The sequence below is a fragment of the Microcoleus sp. C2D2 genome, from assembly GCF_036702495.1.
Classification (GTDB): Bacteria; Cyanobacteriota; Cyanobacteriia; order Cyanobacteriales; family Microcoleaceae; genus Microcoleus.
This window is the reverse complement of sequence record NZ_JAUBTO010000141.1, coordinates 1-20,583: the sequence shown is the minus strand read 5'-3', so window position 1 is coordinate 20,583 and position 20,583 is coordinate 1. Positions and strand designations below refer to the sequence as shown.

Sequence of the window (20,583 nt, the reverse complement as noted above, 5' to 3'; positions counted from 1 at the left end):
TTCACGCTCATTAGTTATTTACGGATTGATTACCGAGATTCACTAATCAACGAATCGCACTTCCACAGCACCTTCAAAAGCGCGGCAAGATTACCAGAAGTCCGCAGATTTATTTCAGCAGTACAAGCTGCCTCAGTACAAAAAAAATGGCTGCTGACAGACTTCGTAACGCTACCCCATGAGCCTCAAGGTGGGCATTGCCTACCTACACAAAATCTAAAATCTAAAATCTAAATTTCACTAGAAATTTATTACTGGCCGAATCACCGCAGAATAAGCATTTCAGCCATTGTGCTAGAAGAATGTGCTAGAATCTAGAAGGCGGTATTTCTGAGCAACTTACCCAATCAAGCTTTCAGCCAATCCTTACATTCCATGTACACGGAAACGGGTATTCACGGTTCTAAATCACAGGTGCAGGAGATAATACTCCCTATCGACTCAACCCAATCTCTTGGTTCGCGGAGAGCTGTGTTCGACCCAGCCTATGAGAATGTCCCATACTTAACGAAACATCGCTTATTCGCCCGATCGCTATTATCGTTCTTTGCAGATGGGACTGAAGGTAGTTTGATCCATCCGGTTGGGGCCTGTTCTAGGGCAAGAGTCCGCTGTTACGCATTAGCTTTGGAAAATAATAGGTTTGTCGCTTAGTTCCGTTGTTAACCCCCCTGGGGTGACAACCCGCCTGAAACCCCGATCGAGTAAAGATTTAGTCCGCTTACTCAAGCCTTATCAGCTTTTACAACAGCTATATCTTACAGTTTTTTTTGCTGGTTGCAAGAAAACAGGGACGTATTTGTGGCTCTACCGAACCTAGTATGTAAAACTAACTAGCAAAATGCCAATGTAAGAAGCTCCTAAGAATAAAGTTGTCAAAATTTCTAAACCCATAGGCTTTTCTTTTGATGAGCTTTAATTTGTTATTAATTCCTTCCACAACTCCTTGAGTAGTCCTCCGATCAAAATACGCAATAATTTCTCCAATCCACCTAATAATTGTCCCACAGCTTTTAGGGAAAACGGAAATTGCATCTTTTAACCAATCACTTAAACTCAATAATCCTTCTACCCAATCTTTTGGGGATTCAAAAATTTGTCTAAACTCTTCTTTCATGTGATGCATTTTTTGTAATGTAGGAGCAACTTTTTTGACTGAGTCTAACTTGGATTTTTCGAGTTCGGTGAGAGTCTCTTCATTTTTTAGTAGGACATATTTACTTGTTTTTATTCCGGATAGTATTCGAGCTTTTTCCGAGTTATTTTTTAAGGCCTCTGTGGCTTTCTTAATCTTTTTTCTAGCTCCATCTAATTCTTCATTTACTTGCTTCATAACATGAAATCTATCGGCCACAACTTCTGCTTGTGGCATTAAAGCTTCGGAGACATTTTTATAAGGCTTCCACATATCTATACTGACTTCTTCTATTTGCTCTAAAACTTCTTCTCCCCAGGCTTCTAGGTATTTTTTTATTTCCACTTGAGTTCGATTTTTTACCATTCCTACTATAATTTTTTTATCGAGATCTACTAAAACTACACAATAATTTTTCTGTCCCTTTACTAGAGCAATTTCATCAATTCCTAGCCTTTTTAATCCTGATGGTTTTTGTCCAGTCAATTCCTTTCCCCATTCTTTTAACATGGTTTCTATTTCTTGTTCGCTAACTCCATTCCTTTGAGCCACATTTTTGAGATCGCTTGCTAATAATTCTGACAAAATCTTTTTTTTCAACCTCTCTGTATAGGTTCTAGTTTTTTTAACAAATTCTAAGTCTTCACTAAATTTTTTTGGGCAACCTTCACACCTCATCTGACGGCGATTTACTTGTAAATATACTTTTTGCTCTCCAAACGGCAAATCCCTCACTACATAATAATGATTTTGATGGAGTTTATCCGTTTTCTGACCACAGTCGGGACAAATGGCTTTTTTGTTGTTATTATTTAAGTAAATTGTGATTCCTATATTTTTAATAATCTGATAACTTTTGACTGTCATTCCCTCAATATTAAGGAGTTTGGTCATTAGATGAAGTTGAGGATTAGAAGCCATAGGTATAAATTTTATTTTAATTTTTCTAAAATTTCACTTTATTAGACCACAAAAAACCCTGTAAGTCAATATATAATTGCTTTGCCAGCGCCTAATTTTTAGATTTTATAGCCAATTTTTATAAAAATTATTAACTTTTTTACATACTAGGTTCGGTAGAGCCGTATTTGTTTTATCTAAAACCAGTTCGATGCTCTGTTTGGGCTTAAATTTTGTTTAAGTCCCGTTTAGGAGATGAGTGATGGGTTGGCGGCGAATCGCCCAGCATCTTCCGAAACAAAGCGACTAACAAGGTCTAATATATTGGGTTGCTGCCCGCCACGATTGTTGATCTAGCGGTTCTCAACTTTCGTGAGGTACGTGCGAGTTAATTACCAATTCCCTACTTCTTCAATTCTTTAATCTAAAATCTAAATGTGTACCTCACTCACTTGATAATTGCTATACACCTCTAGACAGCCCTTTGAGGAAACCTACTTGACATCTCCCCAACCCTTTATGAGACGGGGAGATATCACCTTCAATCCTTTGGCAAAATGGGAAATGGGAAATGGGGAAGTGGGAAAATTTTCTCCCCATCTCCTTAATCCCCGGTTTAGGATATTACTTTTCTCAATTAAACTACATATCTGAGATTTAAAGCCGCTTGGTTAAGCTTTTGAGTGCCAATTCGACTTTGGGTAATACCGCTGGCTGCTTCCGCTGCTCCTTTATTCAGAGCATTCATTGCATCTACCACTTGCTCAATAGCGAGCGCCTGCTGTTTGGTATTCAGATAAATTTGCTGACTGCTGACAACAACACTGTTAATAGCATTAGCCACATGGTTAAAAGTCTGGGCCGTACCTTCAGTCAATTTCAGGCTATTATCTAAAGTTGTATTGCCCTCATCTGTTACCATCACTGTCTTATTAATGGCATTCTGAATATCGTTTATCAAATCATTAATCTCAGCCGCCGATTGCTTGCTTTGATCTGCCAGTCTGCGAATTTCCCTCGCCACCACCCCAAACCCCTTTCCTTGTTCGCCGGCGCGTACTGCTTCCACTGTGGCGTTAATTGCCAGCATATTAGTTTGATTAGCCAAATCGCTGACTAAATTGGTAATATTAGCAATCTGATTGGTTTGCTGGCTCAAATGTAAAACTTGCTCGGCTATCCCTCCGACTTTTTCCGTCAAAGTCAACATTCCCTGCTGGGTTTTCTGCACTACTTTACTGCCTTCTGCTGCCATGTTTAAGACATGACTGGCATTCTCAAGGGCTGATTCGGCTTGCATAGCTGATTGCCTCGATGATGCGCCCAATTCATCCATTGTGGTAGTTGTTTGATTAACAGAAGCAGCTTGTTGTACAGCAATACGTTCCTGTTGCTCAATTGTAGCAGCGATCTCGGTGGAAGAACTGACAATCATATTAATAATACCTTTCAGGGCCTTATCTAAAGGTTTGGCGATCGCTATACTTAAAGCTATTCCTAAAATAATCGCTGTTAGCGGCCCAACTGTCATCCCCAGTAAGACAGATACTTGAGTATTACTAATATCATTTCGTGCGGTTTGATAAGCGTTGTCTGCTTGTTTTCTCTTATAAGCAGCAACTGCTAAGGTTGCTTTTTCAGATTTCATAAATTTAATGCGAATTACCTTAGCTTGCTGACTAAGTTTATTTAAGAGGTTACTAGCTATCTTAGCTCTTTCCATTTCTGGCGAATTACTTTCACCCTGATTAATTAGTTCTATCTGCCAACCTAAAGGATTCAAAATTCCCATTTTTTCAAATTCTTGATTAATTCCCAGGAGTTCTTTATCTTCCTGCTTCCAATCCTCCCAATACTTCAGCATTTGTTGATAGAGTGCATCTTCCTCTGAGGTACGTGTAGTGGCTTCGTATGCTTTAAACCCATCTTGAATCTGCTGCCAAGCCCGATCCATTCTGTTTAAGGCATCTTGCCTTTCTGCTTGACTGAGTGCCGGATTAATTAACGCTCTCTCTGATGACTCAATTTGGGTTTGTCCCTCGTTAATTTTCAATAATGCTTCAATACTCGGTAAGTTATTTTTACCGATAGTCTCTATGTGTTGACTGAGATTAGATGTTGAACTCCATCCTACCCAGGCTACTAAAAATACTAAAAGTCCCATCATCAGAAATGCGCCGATCAGTCTGGTTTGTAAATTCAGGTTTTTCAACATAATATTTTTCCTTCCTTCTACTACAGCGATCCTCGCTGGAGTCATGAACACATATTGTATAGTATAGCTTTGCTCAGGTAGATGAGGTACCGATTTTGATTTTACCTAAACCCGCAGCGTCAAAAAGGAGACGCACTCCAACCAATTTTAAATCCGGTAGAAAGAGGGCGGGATGCAATTCCTTTTTGACAATTTCTGTAGACACCCAAATAGCCAATGAGTTATATTTAAGTCAAGGAGTTGAGTGTTAAAATGTTGGTATTGTCAGCCAAACTGGAAGGAACGAAATAGCAGTACGAAAAGCTGAATGAAGCTATTCGCACCGATCGTTTTGTTCGGAACATTTGCCTGAGATACTGCATGGACAACAAAAACATTGGTAAATACGAGTTAAGTGCATATTGCGCTGTACTGGCTGGTCAATTTTACTTTGCTAAAAACCTCGATTCTATGGCAGGTCAAGCTAGGGATTAAAGAGCATAGTCTGCCATTTCTCGCTTTTATGACAACTGCAAGAAGCACAAACCAAGGAAAAAGGGGTATCCTAGGTTCACAAAACAACAAACATATGGTTCTGTTGAGTAAGAAACCAGTGGTCGAAGCTTTCCGAAGAGCGGCGATATATCAATTTATCTGACGATTTTAAAGCGGTAACTTTTAAAATGTGGGGAACCTGCGATTTACATTTCTATTAATTGAAGCAGATTAAGCCTGTCCGCGTTTTCCGCCGTGCAGACGGATACTACGCTTAATTTTTTCTTGACCAAGAACGGCTGGAGAAACGCGAACCAACGGCCGATAAGGTCGGTATTGATGTGGAATTGAATCACTTATACACCGATTCCGACGGGCAAACAGTAGCCAATCCGCGTCATCTTCGTAAATCTGAAAAGTCTTTGAGGCGACTTTAACGTCGTATGTCTAAAACCAAAAAAGGTTCTAAAAATAGAGCTAAGTTTAAAAACAAACTGGCTCGAAAATACCTCAAGGTAAGTCGCCGTTTCGTTAAGACTTTGCTGTCAAAACGGCAAGGTGCGTAGTCATGTCCAACGACATAGTGGCGTATGCGGAATTGAAGGTCGAAATATGGTGAAAAATCGACATCTTTCTAAATCCATTTCTGAGGCAGCGTGGACTCAGTTCCGTAGTTGGGTTGAGTATTTTGGGAAAGTGTTCGGCGTGGTAAGAGTTGCTGTACCACCCCACTACACTTGACAAAATTGCTCGAATTGTGGGAGGTCGTCAAAAAGTCTTTAAGCACCAGAACACATACTTGCTACCATTGCGGACACACTCAGGACAGAGATTGAAACGCTGCAGGAAACATTTTAGAAAAAGCATTAATTACGGTGAGTCACATCGGAATTAACGCCTAGGGGTGAGGCTGACCAATACTTGGGTGAGTAAACTCCTTCAAGCAAGTCAACTCGTAGAAAGAGGAAGCCCAAAGAGCTCTCTTTGGCATCCCCCGCTATATTCGGTAGCCCGAATTAGCGGCGGGAGAATGTCAATGCTTTTCCTTAGTCGATCGAGATTGACTGAGGCCCCGTGCTTTTACCGTTGGTGGGTTCGGCTGGGGGAGTAGTGTATGAAGTTGAACCGGCTTGCGAGTCGATCCAGCTTTTAACGGGCTCTTCGTGAAGGTTGAGTCGAAGCAGGCCAGAAAAAAATCCGCCAGTGAAGGCGATGGGCTGTTGGATCAATTCTTTGACCATTGGGGTGAGTTCGTCGAGGAACATTCAAGAGTCTCCTTGTGCTGCTGGGGTTCTATCTTAACTGTAGCGTTTGTACTGCGATGCTGGCAGCAACCTACAAAAAACCTTCCAGCGCTGAAGATGGGCGATCGGCTAACAAGCTGGCTAATGGCCTACAATGCTAATCAAATTGCTGTAAAAATTTTATGTGCCGTTTGCTTGGCTACCTCGGGGAGCCGATTTTACTCGATGCTATTCTGTACAAGCCGGAACATTCCCTAATTGTGCAGAGTTACCAGCCCCGCGAAATGACTTCTGGCCTACTCAATGCTGACGGTTTTGGTATTGGTTGGTATCACCCACACCTAGATACTGACCCGTTTACTTATAAAAATGTACAGCCAATTTGGAGCGACGTTAACCTTCCGAGTATTAGTCGATACGTTGAATCCGGATGCGCGATCGGATATGTTCGCAGTGCAACTTCAGGACAAGCTGTAGATTTGAGCAACTGTCAGCCGTTTCAGAACGATCGCCTGCTGTTCGTCCACAACGGCTTCGTGAAGAATTTTCGGCAAACTCTTTACAGACCAATTCGCGATCGCCTCAGCGATACGCTTTATCAATCAATTAACGGCACTACAGATTCAGAGCATATCTTCGGCTTGTTTGTCAATGAATTGACAGCCGGAAATTTGACTCTAGAAGCTGCTTTGCAAAAATCGCTGAAAACTTTGGCAGAGCTAGCAAACTTTCACCAAGTAGAATTTTCAGCTAATATAATTATCAGCGACGGACACCAGCTCGTTGCCTCTCGCTTTGCTTCCCAAAAAGCCCCTCCTTCCCTCTATTGGCTGCGAGACGATTTAAATTTCCCGGATTCCGTCATCATTGCTTCTGAACCTTTATTTGCTGGCAATTGGCACGAGTGTCCAGTCCAGAGCATTATCAGTACCGGAGTAGACCGTGAGATCCAATTCTATCCAATCTTGTAGAGAGGCAATTTATCGCGATTTGCAGCAGAGTCGCCGCGGCACTTTCAAGCTATTTACAGGCATCGACTACGATACTTTCTGCCGCCAAGCTCATCCTGATTTCAGTCCGGTTGGCTGGCACTTAGGTCACATTGCTTATACTGAGGATTTGTGGCTGTTGCAGCGGTGTGCGGCGTTGAAGCCAGTCTTTCCTGAGTATCACCAACTGTTTGCTGCTGATATTTTGCCGAAAAAACAACGGGTTTTTCTGCCGACGTTACCTGAAGTTGAATTATATCTGGACGCGGTGAGAAAAAAGGTGTTAGATTATTTGGAAGTAGCGCCGATCGAGGATCAAGAACGTCTCTGGCGGTTTATTATTCAGCACGAAAGCCAGCACTGCGAAACTGTTGCTTTCGTGTTGCAAATGCAAAGGAAGAAGGAAGGAAGGCACGACACGGATTTGGACACGGATACACGGATTAATTCTATCCAACAGAGAGGAATAAAGCAGCAGAAATTCCCAATGCCCAATGCCCAATTCCCAATTCCCAATTCCCAATTCCCAATGCCCAATTCCCGATGCCCAATTACCGATGCGGCGATTGAAATTCCGGGCGGGGAGTTTTACATGGGAAGCGATGCTGCTGAGGCTTTGGATAACGAGCGATCGCGCCACCTATGTTATTTAGAAGCATACTCGATCGATCGCTATCCCGTCACTTGCCGTCAATACCGAGATTTCATGGAATCCGGCGGCTATCAAAACCCTGATTGGTGGTCAGCGGACGGCTGGAAATGGCTGCAATCTGCTAAAGTCGATCGACCGCTTTACTGGTCAGAAAATCCAGCTTTCAACAACCATCCAGTCTGCGGCGTGAGTTGGTACGAAGCCGAAGCTTTCTGCAACTTTATTGGCAAGCGTTTGCCATCGGAAGCGGAATGGGAAAAAGCTGCGAGTTGGGATGCCACAAATCAAACATATCGCATCTATCCTTGGGGAGAAGAACAGCCAAACGGCAGCCTGTGCAATCACGGCAATAATATTGCAAATACCTCGCCTGTTGATGCCTTTCCTAAAGGAGCAAGTGCGGCCGGTTGCTGGGATATGTTGGGCAATGTTTGGGAGTGGACTGCTTCAACTTTTGACGCCTATCCGGGATTTGAAAGTTATCCTTACAGGGGATATTCTCAAGTTTATTTTGATGGAGAACACCGGGTTTTGAAAGGCGGGAGTTGGGCGACTTTTCCGCAGGCTCTGCGAGCGAGTTTTCGGAATTGGTACTATCCGGGCGTGCGACAAATTATTGCTGGTTTTCGCTGCGCTGAATAGTTCGCTATTTCATTATAATTATCGAGTGCACGCCTCCGTGCGCTCCTTGGTTTCTAATGAAGACTAAAGCCCTCAATACACTCGCTCGGGCTAAAGTCCTCCCTAATAACTTATAACAGTTCTTTTACGGATACCCTTTAAAAGGATTGATGGGGAATTAGGGACGAATTTGTTTGTGAAATGCCAAAGCTTTGAGCGGGTAAAAATATTAAATAAAAAAACTTTTGTGAAGTTTTTTATAATTTTAGTTGATAATTTTTAAGTTTTATTTAATTTTTAATTGTGGATGCGAGATCCATCCGGTGAGACAATACAGAACCGAGATCGACATGAAAAATCTCACTTGAGCGCGATATTTGGCAACGCGACTGCGTGCTATACCCATATGTGCATCTAAAAATTACTTTATGAAATCCCCAAGACTGTCCGACATGGCAAACTCAGCCTCAACCAAAGAAAAGCGGCTGCACTTAGAGCGACTGGTGAGCGTTGTGGCACCGACACCTGTAGAAATCAATGCTGGCAGCGATGCAGTTAGCGGGTTGACTCAAAACCCCAAATCCCTGCCTGCAAAGTATTTCTACGACGATCGCGGCTCAAACCTGTTCGAGTTGATTTGCCAGTTGCCAGAATACTACCTGACACGCACTGAGACGGCGATTTTGCAGGGGTGCGCGGGGGCGATCGCCAATTTAACGGGTTCCTGCCAAATTGTGGAACTCGGCAGCGGCAGTTCCACCAAAACACGGATTCTCCTTGATGCTTACAGTCAACGGGAATATCCCCTGCACTATTTGCCGATCGACATCAGTCCTACTATCCTAGAAAGCAGCGCTTGTCAACTTTTGGCAGATTATCCGTCGCTCAAGATTCACGGACTTGTCAGCACTTACGAATTAGCCTTAGCTAAAATTGCACCGTCGCCGTTGCCAACCCGAATGATTTGCTTTCTAGGCAGTACCCTCGGCAATCTCAACGCTCAAGAATGCGATGTATTTTTCTCGCAAATTGTCGGTGCATTGCAGCCGGGAGAGTATTTTTTGCTGGGAATTGACTTAGACAAATCTAAGGATATTTTAGAGCCTGCCTACGATGACAGTCAAGGAGTGACGGCGGCATTTAACTTGAATATGCTGCGGCATTTAAATCGGAGGTATGAGGGGAATTTTGATTTAGCCCAGTTCGAGCATTGGGCTTTTTACAATCAAGAGGAATGTCAAATTGAAATGCACTTGAGAAGTAAAAAATCGCAAAAAGTTCAGTTGCGCGCTCTGAATTTAACGGTTGAATTTACAGCGGGAGAAACTATCCGGAGCGAAATATCGCGCAAGTTTAATCTCAATACTGTAAAGGAAGAACTTTCGCAGCGCGGTTTAATGCCGGTGCAAGTTTGGACAGATCCAAATCAGTGGTTTGGCTTGATGCTTTGCCAGATGTCAGATGATAAGTCCGCCGGGGAATGAATTCCACGGGGCTTTTAGCTAAAGTCCCCGCTATGAGGACTTGCGTACTCTAGATGGTGTTGCAAGGCTTTGAGATTCTTCAGTTCCTTCGCAATGCTCATGACTCAGAATGACATAGTTATGTTGTTAATGCGTAATATCATGTCCGATCGATTGACCATAATATCCCGGCCGGGTGGGTTTTTGAGATTGGAGATTGTTGGCAGATATTGGCAGGTTTACCCGCCCCTACCTGATGAAGGGTAATGGACCGGACATGATATAAGTCCTATCTCAGTCCTCATAGCGAGGACTTTAGCTTTGAGGCAGGGAATTCATTCCCTGCCGGATTGTGGGTTTAATGTTTAACAACTCAAATCCTGACTAAAGTCCTTACTACAAACAAATTACCCATTAACAAATCGGCCGCTGTCCGGGTTTTACGGCGTGAATGTACTCGCTGCCCGAGGTGGGCCATCCCCGCTTGTAATAGGCTTCCTCCGGCTTCCCCCAGCCCAACTGCAACAAAATTTCCAGAAAATCCAACTTTTCCCAGTTCGAGAGACTGGCCCATTCTGTGCGCTGTGCTATAGCCTCTACATCAACCGGCTCGATCGATCGAAAATCCTTCCCGCTGTTAATGCTTAAATACAAATCCATCCCGGCAGTTACCTGCTGCCAGAATTCCAACATAGAAATCTTAGCTGCCTTCAGCGTTATCAAATCAACCGGTAGAGCTATTAATTCCTCATCCACTGCCGGATAGCGTAGAGTATTGCCTTTTACCGCAATTTCCCGCCAGACAATCCCTGAAACTTGATGTTCCCGCTGGTATTCGTGCACGGCAGCCTTAAAATTTTGATAGGCTGTGAACTTCTGAACGCCCTCTGATTTGAGAAAGCGGTCAATCACGGGGTTGCCTGTAGCAGGAGTTTCAGTCAAGTTGAGGCGCCGCCCATGCAAGCAGGCTTGGCGCTCTTCTTCGAGGATTTTAATGAGTTCCGCCGTGCTGTAGACCTTGGACATCTTTATTCAGGCAAAATCAAGATACTGGCTGATATTCGGCTGGTTTTCTCAACTAATCTTCGGTAAAGATAGTTTGGTTGTTCTGGGCAATATTCAGTTTTGCTGTTATTTTAACTTTTCTTTGTGTTTAATTCTAGTTTGATAGTTTACAGGAGTCGATCCCAGAAATCCCGACAGCCTCTTAAAAAAACAAGTTAAGAGGACACCGAATCACGAACTAGACTAAGAACTGCGCCGCAGACGTACCTCGCGGGATTTTTTGCCAAAAACAAAGCCCCCTCGAAGGAGGGGGCAAAACTGACTTAGAGGTTTGCGAGTTTTATTTGGCGGGTCGATCGAACAACCCGAAAAAGAAGCAGCATTCGCACCTGCGCTCAACTACCACAACTCAAATTTTCAGTCTCAAAGCTTAGTAGCGTCCGCGTGAAGAGCGATCGCTGTCGCCCCAGCCACCGCCGCCCGAGGGGCGTTTGTTGTTGTTTTCGCGAGGTTTGGCTTTGTTGACTTTCAAGTCGCGGCCCATCCATTCAGCACCGTCTAGAGCTGCGATGGCTGCTGCTTCTTCTGCCTCGCTTGCCATTTCCACAAAAGCAAAACCCCGCATTTTCCCTGTTTCCCGATCCATTGGCACTTGGACGCGGCTTACAGTACCGTACTCGGCAAATACTTCGTTGAGGTCCTCTTGTGTTACATCATATGAAAGATTACCCACGTAAATCGACATAAAATCTCCAGAATCATTAGGGTGCAGAGATTTAGATTCGGAGAGACGCTTGTAAATAAACACGAACAAACTACGCAACCGAATTTAATTCTTGGAAAACCACTATAACATGAAGCCAGCAAAATCAGCAATTGGCTACCAGAATTTTCAATGTTGGGTGCCGAGCGGGCCATCGGCAACAGAAAGTATTCGTGATAACTGACCTCTGACACTCTTGGCGTCATCCGCTTGGTTTGTTGCTGCTGGATCGAGCCCTGAGCCGAGATTTTTTGTCGCTGTTACCCCGTTGATTGGGTCTTATTGAGAACAGTGCCACAGATCAGTTATCACTGACATCTGGCATTTTTCTGGAACAGGCTGGATGCCTGGGTGTTCCACCAGATCTGAATGTTTTTAGTAGCAGATTCATCTTCTGATTAGTTAATGTTTGCCGACCATTCATATTATTTCCTATCGAAAAACCTCCCTACCAACCTGCTCAGGGTTTTTTTACTGGGCAGGATCTTATGACTTCGTTGAGCGAATTTTCTCGGGATATAGCAATACTATTTAATTTGTGAATTAGATTTTTTTATGCACCGCAGAGGGCGCAGAGAACGCAGAGGAGGAGAAAACAGGGAATGTTTTAGGAGTGTTGGCCCGAGCGAGCACTGCACAGCTTGTATCTCACAGCGAGCCTCCTGCTGGGGAGCAAGATATATCTGGCTTCGCGATCTGAGGGCGAACACTACTGTGAAAGCTATCTTTGGGATGCTCCCATTACCACTTTCCTGACATCGTGCCCTTGAGTCTCAATTCTTCTCGATTGACTAGAGCTTCGTAGTAATCTGGTTTGATTTCCAGGGCTACTCCGTAAGAGGTAATGGCATCTTGAGTCCGCTGCAATTTTTGCAAAACGTCGCCCCGCTGAGCCCAAGCTTCCCAGTTGTCGGGCTTGAGTTGAATCACTTGGTCAAAAGCGACAAGTGCTTCACAATAGCGCTGCATTTTCTCTAGGATTAAACCTCGCTGCACCCAGGCTTGATAGCTGTCGGGCCAGATAGTAATTGCTCGATCGTATGATGCTAGAGCTTGTTCGTACTGCTGCAAATTTGAGAGAGCGTTGCCGCGTTTCAACCACGCTTCAAAATTGTCTGGCACGATTTTAATTACGCGGTTGTAAGCTGCGACGGCGTCTTCGTAACGCTGCAATTTTTCCAGGGCCGCGCCTTGCTGCAAACCTACTTTTGATGTAATTTCTGCTTCCGAACTCAGAGAGATTACTTTATCAAAACAGGCGATCGCTTCTTCGTATTGCTGCAATTTTTCCAAAGCTTCGCCTCGCAAATTCCAAGCTTCTAGAAAATTACCTTCAATTTGTAGGGCATTGCTGTAAGCGATAATAGCCTCTTTGTAGCGTTCCAATCCTGCCAGGGCGATGCCTCTACCCAGCCAAGCTTCGGGGAAATTCGGATTAATTTGAATGGCTTTGTCAAAAGCAGCGATCGCCCCTTCAAAGTCTCTCGATTCTGACAGTGTTTGACCGCGCCCGATCCATGCTTCGGCATAAAAAGGATTAATTTTAATTGCCCGATCGAAACAAGCAATTGCGGCATCGGGCCACTGGTATTGCAGGGCCATTCCTTTATAGAACCATGCTTCGCAGTCGTTGGGCTGCATTTGCAGTACGCGATCGTAAGCTGTCACCGCTTCTGCATATTTGTGCAATTTTGCTGAAGCAATACCCCGATTGAACCAAGCTAGACTATTTTGCGGTTTCAGTTGAATGGCGCGATCGTAAGAAGTTACAGCTTCAGCGTAGCGTTCCGCCTTCATCAAAGCCAAACCTCGGTTCAGCCAAGCTTCCCCATTAGTCGAGACGAGTTTCAGCGCCCGCTCGTAAGCGGCCACGGCATCAGGGTAGCGCTCCGCTTGCAGCAACGCATTCCCTTGCCGGCACCACATCGCGGGCAAATTCGGATGAATTTGGGTCGCTCTTTTGTAACAGCTTGCTGCTGTATCCCACTGCTGCAATTCCTCTAATACTCTGCCCCGCTGATACCAAGCTTCGTGCTTTTCTGGATTGATTTGAATTGCTTTGTCTAAAGCTACGATCGCTTCTGAGTGATTCTGCAAACTTAACAGTGCACTCCCGCGCAGCATCCAAGCCCAATATTCTTCGGGATTAATTGCAATCGCTCGATCGCAGCAGGCGACGGTTTCTGCGTAGGAGTGCAGTTGCTTGTAAGCTTTGCCCAGATTCAGCCACGCCCGGGCCCAGTCCGGCTTAATTTGAACCGCTTTCCCGTAGCAAAGGATTGCCGCTTCGTACCTTCCCGATGCGTACAATCTATTCCCCCGATCGTAATCTGGAAATGCTGCAAAAATTCTAAAAATCGGCGGCAGCAGAGCTGGTTGGGGGTTTGAGGAGTTTTCTGTGGCAGAAGTCGAGAGGTCTGGCATACGCCTTGCACATAAAAAATTTAGTGGGATAACAAGCTTGCAGTCTTATATATTAACTTATGCTTTTCTTAACTCGCTGCTGTGAATGAAACCAACTTAGCATATCAGGTTTGCTGCGACCAAGGATTTTTACCTAATTGTAGTAGGTATAAAATTATGCACGGTTCCCACGGAGCGTCTACCGCTGTAAAATACGGTCAGGACACCAACAAATATAGAGCGCTCCAGGTTTCAAACCAAATTTCACTCTTGAGGGGGTTTGGGGGCAGCTCTAAGTCCCACGTTCCGTTGGGTCAGCGTTGGGATACATGGACTCCCCCAAGCAAATTTTATCCGGTCAATCAGGCGTAAAATTTGCAAGCTAGATGGACTAATTTTATCAGGAATATATATAATGCTAAAGGGTGGTGAAAACAATGCAGCATCAAGCCGTCAAAGTTAGGCTGTATCCGACAACCCAACAGCAGACGATACGAGCTTCGGCATTTTGGCTGTTCTCGTTGGTGGTGGAATTACGCACTCAATATGTGTATTGAAACCTACAAAGCCACGGGTAAAGGCTTGACTCAAATTGCGTTGAACAAACTCCTACCGCATCTCAAAAAACAAGAAGAAACACAATGGTTGTCTGAGTGTTACTCTCAGGTTCTGCAAGCCACTACGCTCAATTTGGTAACTGCTTACAAGAACTTTTTTGAAAGTAGGGGTAAATACCCTAGATTCAAAGCCAAGAAAAATAGGCAGTCAATCCACTATCCGCAGTCAGTCACACTTGTTGACGGCTCCCTCAAGTTTCCCGGTCGTGTCGGCACTGTCAAAGCCAAGTTACATCGACCGATTGAAGGAACCATCAAAACCGTAACCGTCAGTGTTACTCCTTCAGGGAAATACTATGCCTCTGTGCTGACAGAACAAGAAGGAGACAAACCAGTTGCAAGCACCGATGGAAAAGTTGCAGGAATTGACTTGGGATTGAAAGATTTTGCGATTGTCAATGATGGCATCAAGACATCTAAATATCCTAACCCTAAGCATTTAGCAAAACACGAACGCAACCTCAAAAGAAAACAGAAAAAACTAGCCAGAAAGGAGAAAGGAAGCAAGTCAAGATCCAAAGCCAGGAAACTGGTGGCTAGGGTTCACGAACGAATTAGCAATGTCCGCCAGGACTATTTACATAAGCTGTCAAGAAAGCTTGTTGACGATAACCAAGTCATCGTAGTCGAAAACCTTCACGTTAAGGGCATGGTTCGCAACCACAAACTAGCTCAAGCAATTTTTGATGTAGGTTGGGGAATGTTTGTCAATTTCTTGCATTACAAACTAGACCGCGAAGGCAAAGTGTTGGTAGAGATTGACCGATGGTTCCCTAGCTCGAAACTCTGTTCAAATTGTCACTATCAGGTGAATGAAATGCCATTAGATGTTAGGGCATGGACTTGCCCTAGTTGTGGTACTCATCACGATAGAGACGGCAACGCTGCAACCAATATCAGAGCAGAAGGAATCAGAATGCTATCGGTCTTGGGAGCCAGGACTGCTGCTGATGGAGGGGATGTCAGTCCGAAACTGGGACGTAAGTCTAAGTTAACGCAATCCCCGTTGAAGTCAGAAGCTCACGCTGTACCAAAGGTCAGCGCTGGGTAGTTCACTATGCTAGTGGTGCACAGGCTTTTGGATTTCGCGGACTGCTTTACCGATCGTGATTCGGGGTCGATCGACTCAAGCCCCAATTATTGGTACCAAGGCCGTTGTTCTGAAAGCGGCGAGCTGCTGAGACTGCCGCGCACTCGAACGTCCGAGGATCTCGCCCGGGGTTTGATGCAGTACCTTGCGGCTGACGGTTCCTACGATCGCGAGGGCAAGATGTATGGCATATTGCTGGTGGAGGTGCCTTCGGGGGAACAGGGGATACTCAAAGCATTTTCCGGGCTGCTGAATGGTTGCAGCATTGTTGAAGGCTGGGTGCCTCCGATTCCGGGACGAGAGCGAGTTGCTTTCGAGGAAGCTCGCACGTTAACTCAATTGGAGGCAATGAAACAGGAACTTATTGCCCTGAATCAACTCCCGCAGCGACAACAGTATAAAGCCTTATTTGGCGAGTTTGAATTGCAATTACAAGCTTTGAGCGATCGCCACCGCAATTGCAAGCAGCAGCGAGACGAAAAACGCCAGGTAGTGTGTCAAACTCTCGCAGCAGAAACACTAGAAATTGCCCTCGAACAACTGAATCAAGAAAGCCGTTTGGAGGGAATTGAACGCAGGCAATTGAAACGGCAGCGGGATGAAACATTGCAGCCGCTAAAACAATTAATTGAAGCTGCAGATGGGCAGATGCGGGCGCTGAAACAGCGGCGAAAAGAACTTTCCCGCGAACTTCAGGTGCAAATGCACGCGGCTTACACTCTGGTAAATTTTTTTGGGAAATCGCGATCGATATCCTCATTGATGCCAACTAATTCTATTCCCACTGGCACCGGCGACTGCTGCGCGCCAAAATTGCTGCACTGCGCGGCAGTACACAATCTGAAACCCCTGGCAATGGCTGAGTTTTGGTGGGGGCCGCCATCGGGGGATAAGATTCAGGGAAAATTTTATGGCGCTTGCGGCGATCGGTGTCAGCCGTTGATGGGTTTTTTGCTGTCAGGATTGGGTCAAAATCCGAGTCTTTCTAATATGGATGAGGGTTTTACGGGCGGGCTAGAAGCCCAACCCCTACTCCCCACAAGCAATAATTTTTCTTGTGGAACGGGCATCTTGCCCGTTACGCAAATGCTACCGATTATTTATGAAGACAAATCGTTGATTGCGGTCAATAAACCCTCTGGGTTGCTGTCAGTTCCCGGCCGTTATCTGGAAAATCAAGATAGTGTTTTAAGTCGTTTGCGTAACTTGTTACCGGATAGTTGGGATTTGACGGCGGTGCACCGTTTAGATTGGGAAACATCGGGTATTTTGCTATTGGCGCGCGACAAAGAAACCAGCAGTCAACTCAGGCAGCAATTTGAAAAAAAGCAGGTTCACAAAGTTTATGAAGCAGTGCTTTCCGGTACTGTAAATGTTGACACAGGGACGATCGATCTCCCACTTTGGGGCGATCCAGAAAATCGCCCTTACCAGCAAGTCAATTGGGAGTGCGGAAAACCCAGCGTTACTCGCTTTCAGGTAATGGCGAAGGAGGGAAATCATACTCGCATCGAATTTTGCCCGCTGACGGGACGCACGCATCAATTGAGGGTTCATGCAGCGGATGTTCGAGGGTTGGGGATACCGATTTTGGGCGATCGGCTTTACGGATGTCGGGCTGCTGCGAACCGCCTACACTTGCACGCCCGGGAACTTTCCTTTGAGCATCCTCGGTTGGGAGAAACGCTGCACCTACAGGCAGCGACGCCATTTTGAGCTCAGAGCGATCGCGCAACCAGCGATAATCGATCGTGAAAATGTGATGCCGTTAGCATGGCGGGCGATTCAAGTTATCGTCATTCGCGATCGAACTCTGAACTTCCCTCATTTCTCAGTTGACAAAATACCAAAATCATGAATACTAAAACAACTTCTCCACTTCTACTGAGTCCATTCCAACTCGGAGATTTACCCTTAAAAAACCGAGTAGTCATTGCACCCCTGACCAGATGCAGAGCCGGTGAAGCGCGGATGCCCAACGCCTTGATGGCAGAGTATTACACTCAGCGGGTATCCGCTGGTTTAATCATTACAGAAGCCACAGTGATTTCTACTCAAGCTAATGGTTGGCTCAATACGCCCGGTATTTATTCAGACGAGCAAGGCGAAGCTTGGAAACAAGTCGTGACAGCAGTTCATGCCCGCGAAACGTCGATTTTCATGCAGCTTTGGCACTGCGGGCGGGCTTCCCACAGCAGTTTTCAGGAAAACAATCAATTGCCAGTTGCACCCTCTGCCATCAAAATAAACGGAGAAGGCATTCCTACCCCTCTAGGCAAACAACCCTACGAAACTCCCCGCGCTCTAGAAACCGATGAAATCTCGCTGGTTGTAGAAGATTATCGCCAGGCGGCTGAACGAGCAAAAATGGCAGGTTTTGACGGTGTAGAAATTCACGCGGCTAGCGGCTTTCTTATTGACACATTCCTGCAAACAAAAACCAATCACCGAACTGATTCCTATGGCGGCTCAGTTGAAAATCGCTACCGTTTTCTTAAGGAAATTGTCGAGGCGATTATCGCAGTATTTCCGGCAAACCGAGTGGGAGTTAGACTTTCTCCCGATAGTGTTTTCAATGATATGGGTTCTCCCAGTTATCGCGAAGATTTTCTGTATTTCGCGGGGCAGTTAAATGCCTGTGGTTTAGCTTACCTTCACTTGGTGGACAATGTGGGTTATGGCTTTCTTCACGAATTGGGAAAGCCGATGATGATAGGCGAGTTTCGCGATGTGTTTGCAGGTGTGCTCGTCGGCAACGGCGGATATACTCAAGAACAGGCTGAAACGGCCCTGAGCAGCCAAGTTGCGGATTTAATTGCTTTTGGTCGGGATTTTATCAGCAATCCGGATTTGGTAGAGCGTTTTAGTAATAATTGGCCGCTCAATCCGCCTGCTGAAGTGGGCGTCTGGTATTCTTTTGGGCCTGAAGGTTATATCGATTTCCCTACCTATCAGGAATCTCAAGCTATTTCCTGAGCATCAGATTACATGGATGACACCTGCTGTTAGCTCCCAGATTTCTTTAAGAAGTGGCGATCGGGCAACCAGCGATAATCGATCGTCAATATGTGATGTCGTTAGCATGGCGGGCGATTCAAGTTATTGTCATTCGCGATCGAACTCTGAACTTCCCTCATTTTTGAGTTGACAAAATACCAAAACCATGAATCCCAAAACAACTTCTCCACTTCTACTGAGTCCATTCAAACTCGGAGATTTACCCTTAAAAAACCGGGTAGTCATGGCACCCCTGACGAGATCCCGAGCCGGTGAAGCGCGGATGCCCAACGCCTTGATGGCAGAGTATTACGCTCAGCGGGCATCCGCTGGTTTAATCATTACAGAAGCCACAGTGATTTCTACTCAAGCTAATGGTTGGCTCAATACGCCCGGTATTTATTCAGACGAGCAAGGCGAAGCTTGGAAACAAGTTGTGACTGCGGTTCATGCCCGCGAAACGCCGATTTTCATGCAGCTTTGGCACTGCGGGCGGGCTTCCCACAGCAGTTTTCAGGAAAACAATCAATTGCCAGTTGCACCCTCTGCCATCAAAATAAACGGAGAAGGCATTCATACACCTCTAGGCAAACAACCCTACGAAACTCCCCGCGCTCTAGAAATCGATGAAATCTCGCTGGTTGTAGAAGATTATCGAAAGGCGGCTGAAAGAGCAAAAATTGCAGGTTTTGACGGTCTAGAAATTCACGCGGCTGGCGGCTATCTTATTGACACATTTCTGCAAACAAAAACCAATCACCGAACTGATTCCTATGGCGGCCCCGTTGAAAATCGCTACCGTTTTCTTAAGGAAATTGTGGAGGCGACGATCGCAGTATTTCCGGCAAACCGAGTGGGAGTTAAATTTTCTCCCAATAGTGCTATCAATGATATGGGTTCTCCCAATTATCGCGAAGATTTTCTATATGTCGCGGGGCAGTTAAATGCCTGTGGTTTAGCTTACCTTCACTTGGTGGAAGGTGTGGCTTATGGCTTTCACGAATTGGGAACGCCGATGATGATAGGTGAATTTCGCGATGTGTTTGCAGGGCCGCTCGTCGGCAACTGCGGATATACTCAAGAACAGGCTGAAACGGCCCTGAGCAGCCAAGTTGCGGATTTAATTGCTTTTGGTCGGAATTTTATCAGCAATCCGGATTTGGTAGAGCGTTTTACTAATGGTTGGCAACTCAATCCGCCTGCTGAAGTGGCTGTCTGGTATTCTTTTGGGCCTGAAGGTTATATCGATTTCCCTACTTATCAGGAATCTCAAGCTATTTCCTGAGCATCAGATTACATGGATGACACCTGCTGTTAGATCCCAGACTTCTTTAAGAAATCTGGAATCTGGCTAATCTAAAATTGATTGACTGCTTCGTAATCTTCCCAAGCTGCTTTTGTACCAAATTCGACGATCGCACTCAAATCACAAGCATATTCTCCAGCACAGCTAAAAGAACCAAGTTCCCAGACATAAAGCTCTCCCTCTGACTCGCAGATATCGATCGTGCAGACAGATTCTGGATACCAACTCACTTGGACAGAAAACTTCACTAAGATAGTTTTCTAAATATCCTCCCCCCAGTGTTTCATCAACTCTTTCTTCTCCAACTAAATACAGAGAACCTGTAATAATTTGATTTTTATAAACAAAAAATCTCCATTCTTTCGTAATTGCTCGCTTACCGCTGACTAATACCAATGTTGTTTCGTCTCTTTTTAATTCACTTCCTAGAGACTGCATGGTATTTAAAATATTCAGCTTAAAAAACCAGGCTCGAAATGACCGAAAGCATCCCAATACGGTTCAGTTAAGATCGATCCCCCCTAGCCCCCCTTAAAAAGGGGGGGACAAGAACTTACTCTTGCGTCCCCCGTATTAAGGGGGATGCGAGGGGGATCTCGCCCGGAATAAATATTTTTAACCCAAGCGTATTGGAAAGCATCCAGGATACAAGCCCCCGGATTCATCCGTCCAGAAATAAAAAACCTGTATCCGAGAAACTTGCCCCCCG

At 45.2% G+C, this 20,583-nt stretch carries 16 protein-coding genes and 1 pseudogene; 10 read left to right on the top strand and 7 right to left on the bottom strand.

Going from position 1 to position 20,583, the window contains the following annotated elements; genetic code table 11:
* Window positions 1-234, top strand: a 234-nt coding sequence (locus QUB61_RS31055) for a hypothetical protein (protein WP_333129827.1), incomplete at its 5' end; no start/stop codon positions are given.
* Window positions 235-829: 595 nt separating this feature from the next.
* On the opposite strand, the gene QUB61_RS31050 is transcribed toward QUB61_RS31055, so the two are convergent.
* Both QUB61_RS31050 and QUB61_RS31045 read right to left on the bottom strand, forming a co-directional pair.
* Entirely contained in the window at window positions 830-2,056 is a 1,227-nt protein-coding gene (locus QUB61_RS31050) for an ISL3 family transposase (protein WP_333190265.1), read from the bottom strand.
* A 616-nt stretch (window positions 2,057-2,672) separates the two neighbouring features.
* Complete coding sequence (locus tag QUB61_RS31045) at window positions 2,673-4,295, bottom strand: methyl-accepting chemotaxis protein (protein WP_333129829.1); 1,623 nt, start codon at window positions 4,293-4,295, stop codon at window positions 2,673-2,675.
* 770 nt (window positions 4,296-5,065) lie between these two features.
* Here QUB61_RS31045 and QUB61_RS31040 point away from each other — a divergent pair.
* Entirely contained in the window at window positions 5,066-5,161 is a 96-nt protein-coding gene (locus QUB61_RS31040) for a hypothetical protein (RefSeq protein WP_333129831.1), read from the top strand.
* Window positions 5,162-5,770: 609 nt separating this feature from the next.
* Here QUB61_RS31040 and QUB61_RS31035 read toward each other — a convergent pair.
* Complete coding sequence (locus QUB61_RS31035; protein ID WP_332956733.1) at window positions 5,771-5,989, bottom strand: hypothetical protein; 219 nt, start codon at window positions 5,987-5,989, stop codon at window positions 5,771-5,773.
* A 161-nt stretch (window positions 5,990-6,150) separates the two neighbouring features.
* Between QUB61_RS31035 and egtC the strand changes: the two genes are divergently transcribed.
* From egtC to egtD, 3 genes are all read left to right on the top strand, one after another.
* A complete protein-coding gene (egtC, locus tag QUB61_RS31030) occupies window positions 6,151-6,939 on the top strand; it encodes an ergothioneine biosynthesis protein EgtC (RefSeq protein WP_333129835.1) in 789 nt (262 codons plus the stop codon).
* Complete coding sequence (locus QUB61_RS31025) at window positions 6,911-8,251, top strand: ergothioneine biosynthesis protein EgtB (RefSeq protein ID WP_333129837.1); 1,341 nt, start codon at window positions 6,911-6,913, stop codon at window positions 8,249-8,251. The genes egtC and QUB61_RS31025 overlap by 29 nt, the downstream gene beginning before the upstream one ends.
* A 407-nt stretch (window positions 8,252-8,658) precedes the next feature.
* Window positions 8,659-9,714 (top strand): L-histidine N(alpha)-methyltransferase, encoded by a 1,056-nt coding sequence (gene egtD, locus QUB61_RS31020; protein ID WP_333129840.1) that lies wholly within the window; start codon window positions 8,659-8,661, stop codon window positions 9,712-9,714.
* Window positions 9,715-10,107: 393 nt separating this feature from the next.
* On the opposite strand, the gene QUB61_RS31015 is transcribed toward egtD, so the two are convergent.
* The 3 genes from QUB61_RS31015 to QUB61_RS31005 form a co-directional block, all read right to left on the bottom strand.
* Entirely contained in the window at window positions 10,108-10,719 is a 612-nt protein-coding gene (locus QUB61_RS31015; protein ID WP_333129842.1) for a hypothetical protein, read from the bottom strand.
* A gap of 409 nt (window positions 10,720-11,128) precedes the next feature.
* Window positions 11,129-11,443: an RNA-binding protein gene (locus tag QUB61_RS31010; RefSeq protein WP_333129845.1), complete on the bottom strand. Its 315-nt coding sequence runs from the start codon at window positions 11,441-11,443 to the stop codon at window positions 11,129-11,131.
* Window positions 11,444-12,202: 759 nt separating this feature from the next.
* Window positions 12,203-13,885 carry a tetratricopeptide repeat protein gene (locus QUB61_RS31005; RefSeq protein WP_333129847.1) on the bottom strand — a complete coding sequence of 561 codons (1,683 nt, stop codon included), beginning with the start codon at window positions 13,883-13,885 and terminating at the stop codon, window positions 12,203-12,205.
* A 447-nt stretch (window positions 13,886-14,332) separates the two neighbouring features.
* Between QUB61_RS31005 and QUB61_RS40175 the strand changes: the two are divergent.
* From QUB61_RS40175 to QUB61_RS30985, 5 genes and pseudogenes are all read left to right on the top strand, one after another.
* Window positions 14,333-14,407, top strand: a pseudogene (locus QUB61_RS40175) (helix-turn-helix domain-containing protein); the annotation flags it as partial.
* Between the two features lie 3 nt (window positions 14,408-14,410).
* Complete coding sequence (locus tag QUB61_RS31000) at window positions 14,411-15,532, top strand: RNA-guided endonuclease InsQ/TnpB family protein (RefSeq protein ID WP_445300287.1); 1,122 nt, start codon at window positions 14,411-14,413, stop codon at window positions 15,530-15,532.
* A 174-nt stretch (window positions 15,533-15,706) separates the two neighbouring features.
* The gene (locus QUB61_RS30995) at window positions 15,707-17,287 is read left to right on the top strand and encodes a pseudouridine synthase (RefSeq protein WP_333129849.1); all 1,581 of its coding nucleotides are present in this window, start codon (window positions 15,707-15,709) and stop codon (window positions 17,285-17,287) included.
* A gap of 138 nt (window positions 17,288-17,425) precedes the next feature.
* A complete protein-coding gene (locus QUB61_RS30990; protein ID WP_333129851.1) occupies window positions 17,426-18,547 on the top strand; it encodes an alkene reductase in 1,122 nt (373 codons plus the stop codon).
* A gap of 187 nt (window positions 18,548-18,734) precedes the next feature.
* A complete protein-coding gene (locus tag QUB61_RS30985; RefSeq protein ID WP_333129853.1) occupies window positions 18,735-19,853 on the top strand; it encodes an alkene reductase in 1,119 nt (372 codons plus the stop codon).
* A 71-nt stretch (window positions 19,854-19,924) separates the two neighbouring features.
* On the opposite strand, the gene QUB61_RS30980 is transcribed toward QUB61_RS30985, so the two are convergent.
* Complete coding sequence (locus QUB61_RS30980) at window positions 19,925-20,122, bottom strand: hypothetical protein (protein WP_333129856.1); 198 nt, start codon at window positions 20,120-20,122, stop codon at window positions 19,925-19,927.
* Window positions 20,123-20,583 lie beyond the last annotated feature (461 nt).